Origin of the sequence: Acinetobacter sp. ANC 7912, from assembly GCF_039862785.1 — a bacterium.
GTDB classification, from domain to species: domain Bacteria; phylum Pseudomonadota; class Gammaproteobacteria; order Pseudomonadales; family Moraxellaceae; genus Acinetobacter; species Acinetobacter thermotolerans.
Genome location: NZ_CP156795.1, coordinates 433,001 through 449,721 on the forward strand (window position 1 = coordinate 433,001; position 16,721 = coordinate 449,721).

Genomic DNA, 16,721 nt, shown 5'->3' on the forward strand with positions numbered 1-16,721 from the left:
TGTCGCCTTCAAGTGAACTAACCCCTTCTTGATTTTATAAGGTATAAGATTTTATTGAGCTGAAGCTTGCTGACTTAAGCGTTTATTGTTTCCATAAAGGCGCATCAATAACATTACACAGGCAACGGTAAGACCGACAATCAGCCCAACCCAAACCCCGGCAGCCCCCATATCATCGAAACGCGATAGATACACCCCAACTGGGAAAGCTATCACCCAGTATGCAACCATAGTAATCCACATTGGGCCTTTAGTGTCCTGCATCCCGCGCAGGCAACCGGCAGCACTGATCTGCCAGGCATCCATCATCTGGTAGGCAATCGCGAACAGCACCAAGTAAATTGCAATTTGGGTAACATGGAAATCTGAAGTATAGAGTGCCACGATTTCATGCTTAAAGAACCAAAGCAGTAACATGGTCATGACCGCTAAGATAGTTGCAGTGGCGAAGCCGAGCCATTGAACCTTGCGCATGGCAACCCAGTTTTTCTCGCCATAATAGGTGCCGACCCGAATGGTCAGGGCGATCGCCAGTGACATCGGGATCATAAACAGCTGCGAGGTAATGGAAATCGCAATCTGGTGTGCTGCGACAATGGTTTCACCGAGTGGGCTAAGGATAATCGCGGCGGTACTAAAAATACTGACTTCAAAGAAAATCGCTAGACCAATCGGCAGACCCAGTTTTAAAATCCGTTGCAGCCAGTAGCTATTAATTTTTTCCCAATGAGTAAAAGGTTGGGTTGAGCGATAAGAGCTATTTTTAAAGATATAGGTAGCTAAAGTAATCAGCATCAGCCATTGCAGGATCGCCGTAGCAAAACCGCAACCAGCACTACCGAGTGCAGGAATCGGGCCGACACCATACATAAAGATATAATTCAGTGGAATGAGTACCAGCAATGCAACCAGACTGATTGCTGTAACCGGACGTGGATAACCAATGGCTTCGGAATAGCCACGTAGTGCGGCATACATGGTGACGGCTGGCATACCAAAACCAATCGCATGTAGGAACAGACTCGCTTTTGGCTGTAGATTTTCAGGCACGCCAAGTATCGGCAGTAGGAAAGGCAAGAACTGTAAAATCAGTCCGGCAATGATTCCCAAAATTAATGCCACCCAAAGTGACTGACGGGCGATCGTCGCAATCTTTTCTGGTGTACGGGCACCGTTGGCTTCTGCAACCAATGGTGTGGTGGCAATCATGATGCCGCTAAACAGCAACATGATGGGAATCCATAAACCCACGCCAACCGCAATGGCGGCAAGATCAAGCGCAGACAGGTGGCCCGCCATAATGGTATCAATCAGGCCAAGCCCCGCCTGAGAAAACTGCGTGACCAGGATCGGTAACATCAGGGTAAAGAGTCGTTTTAATTCAAAGCGTACAGTTGTGGCTGACGTAATATTCGACACAAAAATTACTCATCTTTCATTATGTGCTTAGATATAAGGTTTAGCGTTGTAAAGTGAGAAGCACACCAATAAAAATCACCACGCCACCCAGAAGACGTTGCCAGTTGAGTTGTATTTTTTCACTGCCGAGCCAGCCAAAATGATCGATGATCATCGACGTGACTAGTTGCCCGAAAATAATCAGGGCAGACAGGCTCAGCAGGCCAAGTTTGGGCGCACTGTAAATGCTCATGCTGATGGCATAAACCCCAAGAATACCACCTAGCCATAAATACCAAGGCAATTGCGCAAAAGTGCTAAATCCCGGTTTATCGACTTGCTGAAAAAATACCAACACAGCGAGCACTATTGTACCAACCAGAAAAGAGAAAAGCGCGGCCTGCAGCGGAGAATATAAAGATTCTCTAAGCTGGGTATTGATCCCGGTCTGAAAGCTCATGGCAATGCCTATACCCATCGCCAGGGGAATAAATAGCAGAATCTCGGGAGATATTTTCATTCTTAGCATCTTGTTTTTGTTGGACTAAATTGAGTCTACTAGAAAGTGGACGAGATTTGCTGAGCTGGGTACTTTTGTCATGCTAAAATGCAACAAAATTCATCTGATATTCTGAGCACTGTCCTTGTCTGATCTAAACCCTGCTAATATCCCGCTGTCCTTGTATATCCACATGCCATGGTGCGTGCGTAAATGTCCTTACTGTGACTTTAACTCGCATGCGGTACCGGATGGAAAACTGTCTCTGGATCTAGAACAGGAATATCTACGTGCACTGGTAGAAGACTTTAAAACCCAAGTCGATTTCGCTCAAGAACGCCAGATTCATAGCGTATTTATCGGTGGGGGTACACCGTCGCTGATTTCGGCTCAAGGCTATCAATGGCTGTTTGGAGAATTAAGGGCTTTAATTCCTTTTGAAGAAGGCTGTGAAATTACCCTGGAAGCTAATCCAGGGACTGTAGAGCATGATCCGTTTGCCGGTTATCTGGCTGCAGGAATTAATCGTCTATCACTTGGTGTACAGAGTTTTAATACCGAACATTTGCAAAAACTGGGTCGTATTCATAGTAATGAAGATGCGATCAACGCAATTCAGCATGCCAAAGAAGCCGGATTTCAGCGTATCAATGTCGATTTGATGCATGGACTGCCAGAACAGACACTGGAACAGGCACTAAATGACTTGAAACTGGCAATTGAAAATGGCGCGACCCATATTTCTTGGTATCAGCTGACCATTGAACCGAATACAGTCTTTTTCCGTACTCAGCCAGTTTTGCCAAATGATGAAGTACTGGAAGCAATTCAGGAACAGGGCGAAGCCTATCTAAAAGCCAATGGTTTCGTAAATTATGAAGTCTCTGCTTGGCGTAAAGAGCTGCCCTCAGCACATAACCTGAATTACTGGCAATTTGGCGATTATCTGGCGATTGGGGCAGGGGCACATGGTAAAGTCACTCAAGCAGATGGCGTGTACCGTTACCAGAAAACCCGTTTGCCAAAAGACTATTTAGCCAAAGTTCCAGCTGAGCATTTGCAATTTAAACCGATTGCAGCAGAAGATATGCCGTTTGAATTTATGATGAATGCGCTGCGTTTAAATGTGGGTGTTGATGTCAAACTCTATGCAGAACGCACAGGTCAAAGCTTGGATTCAATCAAGGAATTATTAAACTCACTGCGTCAGCGTAAATTGATGGTAGATGATCCTGAGCGTTTAGCTTGTACCGAGCAAGGCCATATCTTTTTGAATTCGGTGTTGGAAGAGTTTTTGTAAGGCTTAATTTTGTATTTTAACTCGATGTAAATGAGCTGTTCGTTGACCTTTATCTCCTACTGCGAAAAGGATATTTAATTCGTTCCTAACTCCGTCGATCGCTAAGCCTTCGGGTTCCCAATGACTTGAATTGCCTGCGGATTTAGCTTCTTTTAGACCAAGATGAAAATTATTGATTTTTTGAATAATTTTACCTGACAGATTATACACGTATAAGTGTTTAGGTAATAAATTCCCTCTACCACTTAGTATATAAACATATTTACCATCTGTAGTTAGGGCTTGAAATGGGCGATCATCTTTAGTAAAAGTTGGATCAACCTCCCATTCATGATCAAACCCAGAAGTAATATTAGTGCGATTTTTGATCTTTGGAAGTGAATAGATTCGTATAATATTAGTTTTGCCTTTCTTGCCTCTTACTACCATAATTTTTCCATCAGGCGAAATAGAAGGCATTGTATTTAAATTCTTATTATATTTTTCATCAAAGACTTTGATAATTTTGGTTTGCTCAGGTAGTGCGTTAGGCTTATAAGTGAATTGAATAATATGCCAACCTTTATTCTTTACACCTGGTCCACTAGAACTATATAGAGATCCAGAAACAGGATCTATTGTAATTCCTTGATGTCCGATCAAATCTGAAGGAAGTTGGTTATCTGAAGCTGTCCATTGTTTGGTTTTATCATTTATTTTAAAACAGTTTATTGCCCCTTTTTCAGGTTTACCAGTAACGTGTAATGTATAAAGTGTCTTATGTTTAGAATCAATCGCCATACCTTGAACAACATTGTTTTTGCCAGCACCCTTCCTTAATAAAATTATAGGTTTACTTGAGTTTTCAGTAGCTAAACTAGAAAAAAATGTTGGTTTTTGTTCGAGATAATTTTGATTAAGAGGAATAGCCATGGTTTCTAATGAAACTAATAAAATGCTTGTACAAAAAGTTAAGCCAACTAAAGTCTTCATCATAGGAAAATCTCGAAACTAATTTTTTTCTGATTGTAATTGATCCATATCTTTTTTTATTTCAAAAATCATTAATTTCAAATAAATAGATCACTAAAGTAATACTAAAAGAGTGCAGAAGCACTCTTTTAGTATTTAGCATTTTTATAATTTAAAAATTAACGATGCTTAGGTGGTATTTTGTGCATTGGACCATTATGGTGGTGCTTATTAAAGATGCCTTTATGGTCTTTCTTATCAAATTTATGATGCACATCATGTTTGTTGAAACGTGGTTTTGGCGGTGCTTTATGGAAGCCACCTTTATGCGGCATTGGCTTATGATCAAAATGCGCTGCATGTGGTGGAACATGATGTTTATGACTTGGTGCAGCCATTGCCGACATTGTTGCAGTTGCAGTAATCAAACCAATCATTAATCCAGAAATCAGCTTTTTTCATCGTCTTTATACTCTATGAATTTCAATGGGTTCATCATAGAGGGAGGTGGTGGAGAGACTATGAAGCGATCGATAGTGCTTTTGTAAACTAAAAAGTTTTTTATTATTTAGTTTTTAAATTTTTGAAAAATAATATTTATTATAGTTTTATTGTCGCTTAAAGATCTAAATTTTGTTTTTAAAATCATCAAAAATCTTCTTAATTTCTCCATGTTTTTACAAAGCTAAAATTAAAACAGAAAATGATGAAGAAAATTTTAAAGTCATAAAAAAAGCACCCTGAATGGATGCTTTTTTGAATCTCAGAATCGATTAGATCGCTGTGATTTGAGTCGCTGTAGGACCTTTTTGGCCTTGAGCTACGATGAAAGACACTTTTTGGCCTTCAGCTAAAGTTTTGAAACCTGAACCTTGGATTTCGCTGAAGTGAGCAAAAACGTCTGGACCGTTGTCTTGTTGAATGAAGCCAAAACCTTTAGTTTCGTTAAACCACTTTACGGTACCGGTAACTGTATTAGACATAATGTAACCTATTGAGTTTTATTAATTTCTAGTCAGATATATGAAATGACTAATGTGTAACTTTGAAAAATAGACTGGATGGAGCTTGGATCTATAAAAACGGAGGTTTATGACTAAAACTGCGATACTTAAAGAAGACTAACCAAAACAAGAATTTTTCTAGTTGAGAACCATCATACCTTTAATCTGCAGATATTCAAGCTGAATCTGGCTATTATTTTTTATGCAGTTGAAATTATGGGAAATAAAATTGTAGAAAAAAACAGCAAAATAGAAAATCAACAGCTTATTCATACCTAATAAAAAAGAGCGCCGTAGCGCTCTTTGGTTTTCTAGATGGCTAGAAAATTAGTAGTCGAAGCTAAAGTGCTCTGGTGCCAGTGAAGTCATCGTTTTAGAAGGATTTACCATCGCTTCAGCATGACCTTGGGCACGAGGCAGCATGCGCTCGAAGTAGAAGTCTGCAGTCTTAATTTTCGCTTTGTAGAACTCAGGAACTTCAGCACCGTCACCTGCAGCCAGTTTCGCAGAAGCAACTGCAGCCTGTTGTGCCCAGAAGTACGCCATCATTACGTAACCCGAGAACATCAGGAAGTCTACAGAAGCAGAAGACACGATGTCGCGGTCTTTACGTGCTGCCAGCATGATACGGACAGTCAGTGCATTCCACTGTGCACACAGCTTGGTCAGATCCCATGCAAAACGGCGCATGTATTTGTTGCGCGCATGCTGACCACAGAATTTCAGGATTTCAGCAGTGTAGTCGCGTACTACTTTGCCTTTCGAAGTCAGCAACACTTTACGGCCGATCAGATCCAGTGCCTGAACGCCAGTTGTACCTTCGTACAGGGTAGAGATACGTGAGTCACGTACGATCTGTTCCATACCCCATTCTTTGATGTAACCGTGGCCACCATACACCTGCATACCATGGTTTGCAGCTTCATAACCCATTTCAGTCAGGAAGCCTTTCAGGATAGGAGTATAGAAACCAAGATGGTCATCGTGCTCTTCAAATGCCGCTGTATCGCCACGTACCAGTGCATCGTTCATCTTGTCGGCAATCTTTGCTGCATGATAGATCATTGAGCGACCACCTTCAGCAATAGCTTTTTGCGTTAGCAGCATACGGCGTACGTCAGCATGGTGAATGATCGCATCTGCCACTTTATCTGGATCTTTCTTGCCAGACAGGGCACGCATGGACATACGTTCTTTAGCATAAGGCAGGGCACCTTGGAATGATAGCTCAGCGTGACAGATACCCTGAATCGCGGTACCGATACGTGCAGTGTTCATGAAGGTGAACATAGCGTGCAGGCCTTTGTGCTTTTCACCAATCAGGTAACCGACGGCGTTGTCAAAGTTCAGTACCGCAGTTGCAGAAGCGCGGATCCCCATTTTGTGTTCGATCGACCCACAAGTCACAGGGTTGCGTTCGCCTACACCGCCATCAGCAGATGGCAGGAATTTCGGTACGATAAACAGGGAAATACCCTTAGTACCTGCAGGTGCATCTGGAAGACGCGCCAGAACGATGTGAATGATATTTTCAGTCAGATCGTGTTCGCCGGCAGAGATAAAGATCTTAGTACCAGAAATCGCGTAAGTACCATCTGAATTTGGTTCTGCTTTGGTTTTCACCTGACCCAAGTCAGTACCACACTGTGGCTCAGTCAGACACATCGTACCCGACCAGGTGCCTGCAACCAGATGCGGTAGATATGTATTCTTTTGCTCTTCTGAACCAAACTGCATGATGGTGTTAATACAGCCTACGCTTAGGCCTGGATACATCTGGAATGACCAGTTGGCTGTACCCATCATTTCAGATTTGATCAGGTTCAAAGACATTGGCAGGTTCTGACCACCAAATTCTTCAGGATAAGACAGACCTTGCCAGCCGCCTTGTACGAACTGGTCGTATGCTTCTTTAAAGCCTTTTGGTGTTCTGACTTCGCCATTTTCAAAATGACAGCCTTCCTCGTCACCTGTCTGGTTAATTGGAGAAAGTACGTTTTCACAGAAATCTGCAGCACCTTCCAGAATCATGTCGACGGTGTCGGCATCGGCATATTCACCATTCGACAGCGTCTTGTAGTGTGCAGGGTAGTCAAGCACTTCATTCATAAGGAAGCGAATGTCGTGTAACGGGGCTTTATATGCTGGCATGCGTTTAATCCTGATTAAAATTGTTTTGGATTATCTGTATTGATTCTTTGATTATTCACATTGCAAATAAAAATACATTGATAAGGCAAGCGAATAAAAATGTCAGAAAGGCGAATTGAATCGATGCAAAAGTCAGGCAATTCAAGTTAAAGGTTATTCTTGCTCAAGACTTTTAAAAATATAAAAAATGCTTATTTACAATGAATTTATCGAAATATTATAGATTTTGTCTAGCCATTATTTTGCTGGAACTGTACACAAATATTATTATTGAATAACGAATCATAAACTTGTCACTAAATCCAATTTTTAAAGATAAAGGCTGCTTTTTGTCGGAAAATAAAAGAGTCTCCGTAGAGACTCTTCAGGATGTAATCAGCTCAATATCGCTTAGAGGAAATCTTTCAGTTCTGGTTTAACCCCATTCCAGATCGAGAAGGACTCAATCGCCTGACCGACCAGCATGCCGAAACCTTCTGAGGTTGGTACACCACGCGCTTTAGCCTGATCCAGGAAAGTCGATGGTTTGCCATACACCATTTCATAGGCGTGTTTGAATTGCAGGGCTTCTGGCAGGATTAAGGCATCACCGCTCAGGCTGGCAGAGGTCGCATTGATGACAATGTCGAAATCCCCAGCCAGATCCGTTAGTGCAATTGCTTGCAGTTCAGCTTGAGGCACCGCATCTTTTAAGTCAGAAATTAACTGTTCAGCACGAGCCAAGGTACGATTCGCAATGACAATTTTTTTTGCACCCGCCTGTACTAGGGGGTAGATCACGCCACGTGTCGCGCCACCAGCACCAATAATCAGAAGATCGGTATTTTCCAGATTCCAGTCTAATGCACGAATCGCTTCGACTAGACCTTGGCCATCAGTATTGTCGCCATACAAGACGCCATTTTCCATCCATAGCGTATTCACAGCACCAGCAATACGGGCACGTTCGGTCAGTACCTGGCATAGGGCATAGGCCTGTTCTTTAAACGGCACGGTGACATTCATGCCAACACCACCTTGGGCAAAGAATTCCTTGATATTGGCTTCAAAGCCATCCAGCGGCGCCAAACGTTTACTATAGATGAGATCGATGCCAGTTTTGGCAGCAAAGGCGTGATGTAATTCTGGAGAACGTGATTGTTCAATTGGGTTGCCAACCACAGCAAATTGTTTGCTCATTTCACAGTGTCCACGTGCTGAAATGCTCAACAATATACGTGAAAATTGCTACGGACTAAAGCTGTGAGTGACTGAAGTGAGTGAGACTATCTTTTGAATTATTTTAGGAATTACAGGTTTTAATAATACGTTCAGTCAATAAAAGTGAACCACTAAAAATTACACCAAGCAAAGTCAGTACACTAACACTGATGGCCAAACTGTCCAGCATTAAATCTTTAGTCATAAAAGTCATAGCAATCGCACTCACAGTAGCCGCCAGACATGCCCATAACACCAGCACCTGAGTATTGAAACGTCGTAAGTACATAAAATTCCCTTCTGTTTTTGATATTCCACTATACAGGAGTAGTGGTTTAGGTGTGAGGACATTTGTGCTAATTCTTATGTTGAAACGTTTCTAAATATTTTTCCAAATTTTCATTTTTATTGAAGGCGGATTCAAGCGGCAAGTGCAACAGTATAAAAACCAGCCATAACTTCACTCGGTGTATACCAACCTAGCGTTTTTCTAGGACGATGGTTGAGTGCAAATTCTATCTGCTCTATTTGTTCGTTTGACACGTCATCAAACGATGATGATTTTGGCAGATATTGACGGATTAAACCATTTGTATTTTCATTTCTAGCTCGCTGAATAGACTTGTAAGGATCAGCAAAATACGTCTCTATCCCGGCATCAGTAATTCTTTTGTGTTCGGAAAATTCTTTACCATTATCAAATGTCACACTATAAGCATGGCTCATTCGTAAACGATCTAACGCACAAGTAATCGTTTGAGAGGATGCTCTCGTTGATCCTAAATGAACAATATGTACATACAGGCTCTTTCGATCAACAAGGGTTAATAAAGCACCTTTATGATGTTTACCAATCACCGTGTCACCTTCGAAATCTCCTAAACGTTGTCGTTGATCAATGACCTGGTCTCGACAGTGAATACTTGTTTTATCAATGATTTGCCCCCTACGATCCGTGTTTTTGTAACCTCGTTTTCGATATTTCTTCTGATGCCTTAAGTGTAGATGGAGTTTACCGCCTTTTGATTTATCTTGATAAATGTACTGGTAAATCCACTCATGTGAAGGTACATCCAGCCAACCGCGTTGTGTTAAAGCACCTGAAATTTGTTCTGGTGACCAGTCCAAGCCAATTAAATAATCAATATAGGCGAAGGCAAATGCTGTCATTGATGAGGAAGGACGGTACCGTCTTTGACTTGCAAATTTCGCTGCCTGTTGAGCCCTATATCCACGTTGCCCAGTATTTCTTTTTAATTCACGGTAGATGGTTGATCGTGAACGCCCTAACTCCCGAGCAAGGTTAGCGATTGAGCTTTTACTTTTCAAAGTAGCATAAATTTCGTATCTTTCATCTTGAGAAAGTTGGGTGTATTTCTTCATTGTGTGCTTTCCAATTGCGAGTTGAAAAAGTCTAATGATTCTATGAATACACCTAACTTTTTCAACTAACTACAAATGTGTCGCACTTGGGATTTGAATCTGCGGAATTTAAATTTTCCGTAAATCACACGATCGCTTAATTCTGGAAGGTTAGAGATTTAATGGAGCTGTTTAAATCGTACAAAGAATAAAAATGCCCTCAAATTGAGAGCATTTTTTGTGTCAGGTTGATTGCTTTAATTCTTTGAGCCAGTCATGCGGCTTTAGATAATAATCAGTCAAGCGTTTTTCTGGTGAGCCTTCCGGCCATTCAGCTCGATAAGACCAGCCAGTCAGCGGTGGTAGGCTGACCAGAATCGATTCAATCCGCCCACCAGTTTGTAAGCCAAACAAAGTGCCGCGGTCATAAACCAAGTTATATTCGACATAACGGCCACGACGGTAAAGCTGGAACTCGCGTTGTGCTTCAGTATAAGGCTTGTCCTGATTGCGCTGGAAGATGGGAATGATGGCATCCAGATAGCCATTACCCACTGCCTGGATGTATTTAAAGCAGGTTTCAAAATCCCATTGATTTAAGTCATCAAAAAACAGGCCGCCAATACCACGCTGCTCATCACGGTGTTTGAGATAGAAATAGTCATCACACCATTTCTTGTGTTGTGCATAGATATCTTCACCAAATGGGGTACAGAGGTCATACGCGGTCTGATGCCAGGAAAGAATATCTTTATCATGTGGATAAAAGGGGGTTAGGTCAAAGCCACCGCCAAACCACCAGATCGGATCTTGGCCTTCTTTTTCTGCCACGAATAGACGAACATTGGCATGTGAAGTCGGGACATTCGGATTTTTCGGGTGGATCACCAGCGATACGCCCATCGCTTGAGCTTTGGCACCAGCAATCTGTGGATGACGTTCAGTCGCGGAAGCCGGCAGCTTGGAAATCTGGATGTGTGAGAACATCACACCGCCTTTTTCAATCACTGTGCCATTTTGCAGGACACGTGAACGGCCACCGCCACCTTCCGGGCGTTCCCAGTCATCAATGATAAATTCGGCTGTGCCACCACCAGCGTCTTCTTGTTGTTCGAGCGCGGCACAAATGCGTGACTGCAAGTCGAGGAGGAATTCGCGTACACGTTGAATATCTGCAGAAGTTGGATGCTGCATTAAGGTCCTCATGGGGAGAAAATAATACTTCCTACATCAAAGCATAAAACCCTCTAAAAATTAAGGTGTATTTCCCGATCGTAATTATTAAAAAAGACTTTTTATTCCCCTATACGGCAGGTGAGGAAAGAGCGAAACCCGACTGGGATGCTTGGTTGAATTCTTTTTCTAGCCCCCACACAATAGCTTGAGATACCCAAGATTTGGGTCAGTTTTCCATAGCGATAGGTGGATCTTATGTCGGTGCAGGCAACTTCTCTTATTCAGAAATACAATGTCCCAGGTCCACGCTATACCAGCTATCCAACCGTACCGTATTGGGAAAATCAGCACTTTTCACTGGAGCTGTGGAAACAGACTTTAAAGCGTTCTTTTCTGGAATCCAATCAGGCTGAAGGCATTAGTCTATATATCCATCTGCCATTCTGTGAAAGCCTGTGTACCTTCTGTGGCTGTCATAAACGAGTAACCAAACGTCATGAAGTGGAGCAGCCCTATATTCAAGCGGTACTCAAAGAATGGGATTTGTACTGTGAGCTTTTAGAACAAAAGCCAGTGATCAAGGAAATTCATCTTGGTGGTGGCACGCCAACGTTCTTCTCGGTTGAGCATTTAACCCAGCTGATTCAGGGCATTTTATCCAAAGCTGAGATTGCCCCTGAATATGAATTCAGTTTTGAAGGCCATCCAAATAATACCACTCGTGAGCATTTACAGAGTTTATATGACTTAGGTTTTCGCCGCGTCAGTTATGGGGTGCAGGACTATAATGAAACCGTGCAAAAAGCCATTCATCGCATTCAGCCTTATGAAAATGTCAAACAGGTCACCGAATGGGCACGTGAAATTGGTTATACCTCGATTTCGCATGATCTGGTTTTTGGCTTGCCATTCCAGAGCTTAGAGGACGTGCTCAACACCATTGATCAAACCAATTCACTGATGCCAGATCGTTTGGCGCTCTATAGCTATGCACATGTGCCTTGGATCAAGGGCAATGGTCAGCGCGGATTTAAAGATGCCGATGTGCCTAAAGATGAAATCAAGCGCCAGTGCTATGAAGAAGGGAAGAAGAAACTGTTAGCGCATGGCTACCATGAAATTGGCATGGATCACTTTGCGCTAGAAAGTGACAGCATGTACCAGTCTTTTAAGTCTGGCAGCTTGCACCGTAACTTTATGGGTTATACCGCATCGAAAACTCAGGTGATGATTGGCCTCGGAATTTCATCGATCAGTGACAGCTGGTACAGCTTTGCCCAGAATGTAAAAACCATTGAAGAATATTATGAACTGCTAGAGCAGAACCAAATTCCGGTGGTGAAAGGGCATATCCTCAATCAGGAAGATCTGATCATCCGTAAACATATCCTGAACCTGATGTGCAGCTTTACCACCTCTTGGGCGGACGAGAGCATGCAGTTTGCTGAAATTGAAGATGTGCTGGAACAACTCGAAGAAATGGTACAGGACGAGCTGATTCAAATAACAGACTCATCGGTCACAGTTTTGGAAAAAGGCAAACCTTTTGTAAGAAATATCTGTATGGCATTTGACTTGAGACTAAAGCGGAAAATGCCAGAAAACCGGATTTTTTCGATGACGATTTGAATCTCCCCCTCTTGCGCAACAGTGTTGCTCATCTTTTTCAAAGAGGGGGAAAGCCTCCCTTTGGAAAAGGGAGGTTTGGAGGGATTTAATTAAAAAAAGGAGGAGGATTTGTATAAAAGAAAAATTAAAAATCATCCTTCCGATACATATGCGACATACGCTCATGCTTGGTCTTGAGGTATTGTTCATTGAATGGATTCAGACCTACAGTGAGTGGCACACGATCCACCACATTAATTCCTAAATCTTTTAGTGCATTAATCTTTAACGGGTTATTGGTAATTAATCGAACCGATTTTACACCCAAATGATCCAGCATAATGGTACACATATCATATTTACGTGCATCAGCTGGTAGATTCAGCATCAGGTTCGCATCGACGGTGTCATGACCTTGATCCTGCAAGGCATAGGCCCGGATTTTATTGGTCAAGCCAATCCCGCGACCTTCTTGGCGCAAATACAGAATCACACCGCGACCGGCTTCATTAATCAGCTTCTGAGTGGCCTGTAATTGAGGGCCACAGTCACATTTTAGTGAAGCAAAAGCATCACCAGTGAGACATTCAGAATGTATGCGCACCAACACCGGCTCATCACTGGGTTCCTCTAATCCTTTAGATAGTGCGACATGTTCTTCGCCAGTCTTAGGATCTTGAAAAACAGTAATTTTAAACTCACCATGAGCAGTAGGTAATCGTGAAGTTGCGACAAATTCGATCGGCACAGCTGAACCCGTTAAATCCTGAAATTGTTCAAAGTATAGCGTAATGATTGCACATTAGTAGAATTGTATAGCTGAATTTCTGGAGAACATTTTCTTTTTTGTAGAAAGCGCACGATAATAGTTGATAAACAGTAAGATTATTCAGGATAATCGTACGCTGCGAAATTTTACCCTGATTTATGTCATTGTTTAATATTGCGCCGTTAACAGCTTTGTTGAATTGAAGCTGCTACAATTCGACTATATGATCGGGACTCCCCATAGACAGACCTAGCTTAGGATTTGCCAGGCTTTTGAAGGCTTTGCCATTTATGCTGTATACAGAAATACCAACTCAACGCCCTGTAACACCGTTGCTTGATGCGATCGACCATCCTCAGCAATTGCGTTCACTTGAGCAAAGTCAGCTTGAGCAGGTGGCGGATGAGTTACGTCAGTACATTTTGTATGCTGCAGGGCAAAGTGGTGGGCATTTTGGCGCAAACCTGGGTGTGATTGAGTTAACGGTAGCTTTGCATTATTGCTTTAACACACCATATGACCGACTGATCTGGGATGTCGGTCATCAGGCTTATCCGCATAAAGCCTTGACCGGCCGTCGTGAACAACTCACTAGCATTCGTGCTAAAGGTGGTCTAGCAGCATTCCCGGCACGTGAAGAATCTGAATTTGATACTTTCGGGGTCGGGCATTCCTCGACTGCGATTTCTGCTGGTCTGGGTATGGCGCTGGCTCGCCGTTATCAAAACAATCCTTGTGAAGTGGTGTCTATCATTGGTGATGGTGCCATGACTGCAGGCATGGCCTTTGAGGCCATGAATGATGCTGTAGCACATCAAGCTGACTTGATGGTGGTACTGAATGATAATGACATGTCGATTTCCTGCAGTACTGGTGGTTTTGCTAAGCATCTGGCGGCGATCTGGGAACGTGGTGAATTCGTCAATGTCACTGAAGATGGCGAAGCCTTTGTTCAGCCACATCCGGAATGGGTGTATAACTCCCGTCTGCATTGTGCTGCAACCGATGCTGCCGATAACCTGTTTAAAGCGATTGGTTTCGAGTACTTTGGTCCTTATGACGGTCATGACATTAATCAGTTAGTCCATGTCTTTAATGCACTGAAAAAGCGTAAAGGCCCACGCCTGATTCATGTCTATACAAAGAAAGGTAAGGGCTTCGCACCTGCGGAAGCAGACCAGATTAAATATCATGCGATTAGTAAAATAAATGCAACAGCTTCATCCAATGTGGCGCCGAAGTATTCGGATGTGTTTGGTCAGTGGCTGTGTGATGAAGCGGCGCAAGATGATCGTTTATTAGCCATTACTCCGGCCATGTGTGAAGGTTCAGGCATGGTGCAGTTTGCCAAACAGTTTCCTGAACGTTTCTTTGATGTCGCGATTGCCGAACAGCATGCCGTAACCTTGGCAGCTGGTATGGCGTGTGAAGGCTTAAAACCGGTGGTTGCGATTTATTCAACTTTCCTGCAACGTGGCTATGACCAGTTAGTGCACGACGTGGCGCTGCAAAATCTGGATGTGACTTTCGGTATCGACCGGGCTGGCTTAGTGGGTGAAGATGGTCCAACCCATGCCGGCGCTTATGACTATGCCTATATGCGCACCATTCCTAATCTGGTGATTATGGCACCGAAAGATGAGAATGAATGCCGTCAGATGCTGCATACCGCTTATCTATATAAAGGTCCGGCTGCAGTACGTTATCCACGTGGTAATGGACTGGGTGTTGAGATCCAGCAGGAATTGGTGGAACTGCCAATCGGTCAGGCTGAGATCGTGGCGAATTTGAATACTCAGCACGATGAATATGTCTCGATTCTGGCTTTCGGTAGTCGTGTTCAACCTGCGATTGAAGCAGCACAGGCGTTTGCCGCCAAACATGAAGTAGCTGTGCGTGTAATCAATATGCGTTTCATCAAACCGCTGGATACCCAGATATTAGATGACATCGCCCCAAGTACCAGCCTGTTTGTCACTGTTGAAGAACATGCAGTGATGGCAGGTGCGGGTAGTGCAGTGAATGAATACCTGGCAGAAGCGCAGATTGTTAAGCCGATTCTGAATCTAGGTCTGGCAGATACTTTTATGCCGCAAGCAACGCATGCACAGATGTTGCAGGAAGCGGGTCTTGATCCTCAAGGCATTGAAAAGTCGATGAATCAGGCTTGGACAGCCTTGACCCAGCAGGTCTGAAACAAAGTCTTCAAAATTTTAGAAACAATTTTTTCCCAAAAAGTCCTGATATTTGCTAAAATATGAGGGCTTTTATGCATTATTCTTTATCAATATCTTCAAATTTGTAGTGGGTGTTCAATGGAACCTATGGTGGTGATGGCTGCGCGTGCGGCTCAATTAGTTGGTCAAGAGCTTTTAAAAGCGCATCAAAATCGTCATAAACTCGATCTACAAGTCGAAGAAAAAGGCATTGATGGTCCTGTAACGCGTGTAGACCGTTACTTGGAACAACTGACTATCGATACGCTGCGTAAAAGTTATAAAAACCACAGCTTCCTTGGTGAAGAGTTTGGAATGCAAGAAGGTAAAGGCCACGACGCTGATTGGTGTTGGGTGATTGATCCTCTTGACGGTACATTAAACTTCATCAATGGTTTCCCCCATTTCTGTATCTCTATTGCTGTTCAACACAAAGGTGTGACTCAACACGGTGTTATTTATGACCCTGTGAAAGATGAGCTGTTCTCTGCAAGCCGTGGTCGCGGTGCAATGCTGAACCAACGCCGTATTCGTGTAAATGTAAAAGACAGCCTGCAAAATTCTTTCCTGGCAGTGGGTCATGCTTACCGCGCGAAACGTGGTGGTGAAGTCGTGTCTTATGCGAGAAACCATTTTGAATCTCTATTAAATGTGACTGAAGCAGGTGCCCAATACCGCCGTGCAGGTTCAGCAGCGCTGGATTTGGCTTATGTTGCCGCAGGCCGTTTGGATGGTTACTTCGAACTTGGTCTGAAGCCTTGGGACATTGCCGCAGGTGAACTGATTGTAAAAGAAGCAGGTGGTACAGTGGTGGATGCACGTGGTGGCAGCGAAGCGATGGAAAAAGGTCAAGTCATTGCTTGTTCTATGAAAATGCTGAAACCTTTAATGCAGGCAGTGGTTCCTGCATGGGGCGACGCAGCGAAATAATCGAGTTTAGACAACTGTTTAAATAGATCAGGCATCCTTCGGGGTGCCTTTTTCTTGCGCTAAATCATGTGGAAATATCAATTATTTTTAGAATAATACAAATTAACAATAAAACTTAATGACAATATAGAAAATCCTGCTATAATCCGCGCACGCA

15 protein-coding genes are annotated in these 16,721 nt (G+C 43.1%); 4 read left to right on the forward strand and 11 right to left on the reverse strand.

Features of this window, described 5'->3' with window-relative positions; genetic code table 11:
• Nucleotides 1-51: 51 nt before the first annotated feature.
• Together ABEF84_RS02110 and ABEF84_RS02115 are read right to left on the reverse strand one after the other, a co-directional pair.
• A complete protein-coding gene (locus ABEF84_RS02110; protein ID WP_347453540.1) occupies nt 52-1,419 on the reverse strand; it encodes an MATE family efflux transporter in 1,368 nt (455 codons plus the stop codon).
• A gap of 40 nt (nt 1,420-1,459) precedes the next feature.
• Nucleotides 1,460-1,918: a DMT family transporter gene (locus ABEF84_RS02115; protein ID WP_034587787.1), complete on the reverse strand. Its 459-nt coding sequence runs from the start codon at nt 1,916-1,918 to the stop codon at nt 1,460-1,462.
• A gap of 124 nt (nt 1,919-2,042) precedes the next feature.
• On the opposite strand from ABEF84_RS02115, the gene hemW reads away from it, so the two are divergent.
• Nucleotides 2,043-3,197, forward strand: coding sequence for a radical SAM family heme chaperone HemW (gene hemW, locus ABEF84_RS02120; protein WP_347453541.1), 1,155 nt, complete (start codon nt 2,043-2,045; stop codon nt 3,195-3,197).
• Between the two features lie 3 nt (nt 3,198-3,200).
• On the opposite strand, the gene ABEF84_RS02125 is transcribed toward hemW, so the two are convergent.
• From ABEF84_RS02125 to hemF, 8 genes are all read right to left on the reverse strand, one after another.
• The gene (locus tag ABEF84_RS02125) at nt 3,201-4,172 is read right to left on the reverse strand and encodes a hypothetical protein (RefSeq protein WP_347453542.1); all 972 of its coding nucleotides are present in this window, start codon (nt 4,170-4,172) and stop codon (nt 3,201-3,203) included.
• Between the two features lie 155 nt (nt 4,173-4,327).
• A complete protein-coding gene (locus ABEF84_RS02130) occupies nt 4,328-4,585 on the reverse strand; it encodes a hypothetical protein (protein WP_347453543.1) in 258 nt (85 codons plus the stop codon).
• A 336-nt stretch (nt 4,586-4,921) separates the two neighbouring features.
• Nucleotides 4,922-5,131 carry a cold-shock protein gene (locus tag ABEF84_RS02135; protein WP_034582192.1) on the reverse strand — a complete coding sequence of 70 codons (210 nt, stop codon included), beginning with the start codon at nt 5,129-5,131 and terminating at the stop codon, nt 4,922-4,924.
• Nucleotides 5,132-5,479: 348 nt separating this feature from the next.
• A complete protein-coding gene (locus tag ABEF84_RS02140; RefSeq protein WP_347453544.1) occupies nt 5,480-7,303 on the reverse strand; it encodes an acyl-CoA dehydrogenase C-terminal domain-containing protein in 1,824 nt (607 codons plus the stop codon).
• 390 nt (nt 7,304-7,693) lie between these two features.
• A complete protein-coding gene (aroE, locus tag ABEF84_RS02145) occupies nt 7,694-8,482 on the reverse strand; it encodes a shikimate dehydrogenase (RefSeq protein ID WP_034582197.1) in 789 nt (262 codons plus the stop codon).
• Nucleotides 8,483-8,585: 103 nt separating this feature from the next.
• The gene (locus ABEF84_RS02150) at nt 8,586-8,792 is read right to left on the reverse strand and encodes a hypothetical protein (protein WP_034582199.1); all 207 of its coding nucleotides are present in this window, start codon (nt 8,790-8,792) and stop codon (nt 8,586-8,588) included.
• Between the two features lie 131 nt (nt 8,793-8,923).
• Nucleotides 8,924-9,886 carry an IS30-like element IS18 family transposase gene (locus ABEF84_RS02155; RefSeq protein WP_075174500.1) on the reverse strand — a complete coding sequence of 321 codons (963 nt, stop codon included), beginning with the start codon at nt 9,884-9,886 and terminating at the stop codon, nt 8,924-8,926.
• A 222-nt stretch (nt 9,887-10,108) separates the two neighbouring features.
• Nucleotides 10,109-11,059: an oxygen-dependent coproporphyrinogen oxidase gene (hemF, locus tag ABEF84_RS02160; protein WP_347453545.1), complete on the reverse strand. Its 951-nt coding sequence runs from the start codon at nt 11,057-11,059 to the stop codon at nt 10,109-10,111.
• Nucleotides 11,060-11,296: 237 nt separating this feature from the next.
• Here hemF and hemN point away from each other — a divergent pair, with 237 nt between their 5' ends.
• A complete protein-coding gene (hemN, locus tag ABEF84_RS02165; RefSeq protein ID WP_034582205.1) occupies nt 11,297-12,670 on the forward strand; it encodes an oxygen-independent coproporphyrinogen III oxidase in 1,374 nt (457 codons plus the stop codon).
• Nucleotides 12,671-12,794: 124 nt separating this feature from the next.
• Here hemN and ribA read toward each other — a convergent pair whose 3' ends face one another.
• Entirely contained in the window at nt 12,795-13,397 is a 603-nt protein-coding gene (gene ribA / locus ABEF84_RS02170) for a GTP cyclohydrolase II (RefSeq protein ID WP_034582209.1), read from the reverse strand.
• A gap of 311 nt (nt 13,398-13,708) precedes the next feature.
• On the opposite strand from ribA, the gene dxs reads away from it, so the two are divergent.
• Both dxs and ABEF84_RS02180 read left to right on the forward strand, forming a co-directional pair.
• On the forward strand, nt 13,709-15,613 hold the full coding sequence (dxs, locus tag ABEF84_RS02175; protein ID WP_347453546.1) for a 1-deoxy-D-xylulose-5-phosphate synthase: 1,905 nt from the start codon (nt 13,709-13,711) through the stop codon (nt 15,611-15,613).
• Nucleotides 15,614-15,733: 120 nt separating this feature from the next.
• Nucleotides 15,734-16,564, forward strand: a complete 831-nt coding sequence (locus ABEF84_RS02180) for an inositol monophosphatase family protein (RefSeq protein WP_034582213.1) — start codon at nt 15,734-15,736, stop codon at nt 16,562-16,564.
• The last annotated feature ends 157 nt before the right edge of the window (nt 16,565-16,721 follow it).

Coding starts and splice junctions, on each gene's coding strand:
- ABEF84_RS02115 (WP_034587787.1), bottom strand. CDS start 1,918: ATGAAAATATCTCCCGAGATTCTGCTATTTATTCCCCTGGCGATGGGT.
- ABEF84_RS02125 (WP_347453542.1), bottom strand. CDS start 4,172: ATGATGAAGACTTTAGTTGGCTTAACTTTTTGTACAAGCATTTTATTA.
- ABEF84_RS02130 (WP_347453543.1), bottom strand. CDS start 4,585: ATGATTGGTTTGATTACTGCAACTGCAACAATGTCGGCAATGGCTGCA.
- ABEF84_RS02135 (WP_034582192.1), bottom strand. CDS start 5,131: ATGTCTAATACAGTTACCGGTACCGTAAAGTGGTTTAACGAAACTAAA.
- ABEF84_RS02140 (WP_347453544.1), bottom strand. CDS start 7,303: ATGCCAGCATATAAAGCCCCGTTACACGACATTCGCTTCCTTATGAAT.
- aroE (WP_034582197.1), bottom strand. CDS start 8,482: ATGAGCAAACAATTTGCTGTGGTTGGCAACCCAATTGAACAATCACGT.
- ABEF84_RS02150 (WP_034582199.1), bottom strand. CDS start 8,792: ATGTACTTACGACGTTTCAATACTCAGGTGCTGGTGTTATGGGCATGT.
- ABEF84_RS02155 (WP_075174500.1), bottom strand. CDS start 9,886: ATGAAGAAATACACCCAACTTTCTCAAGATGAAAGATACGAAATTTAT.
- hemF (WP_347453545.1), bottom strand. CDS start 11,059: ATGCAGCATCCAACTTCTGCAGATATTCAACGTGTACGCGAATTCCTC.
- hemN (WP_034582205.1), top strand. CDS start 11,297: ATGTCGGTGCAGGCAACTTCTCTTATTCAGAAATACAATGTCCCAGGT.
- dxs (WP_347453546.1), top strand. CDS start 13,709: ATGCTGTATACAGAAATACCAACTCAACGCCCTGTAACACCGTTGCTT.
- ABEF84_RS02180 (WP_034582213.1), top strand. CDS start 15,734: ATGGAACCTATGGTGGTGATGGCTGCGCGTGCGGCTCAATTAGTTGGT.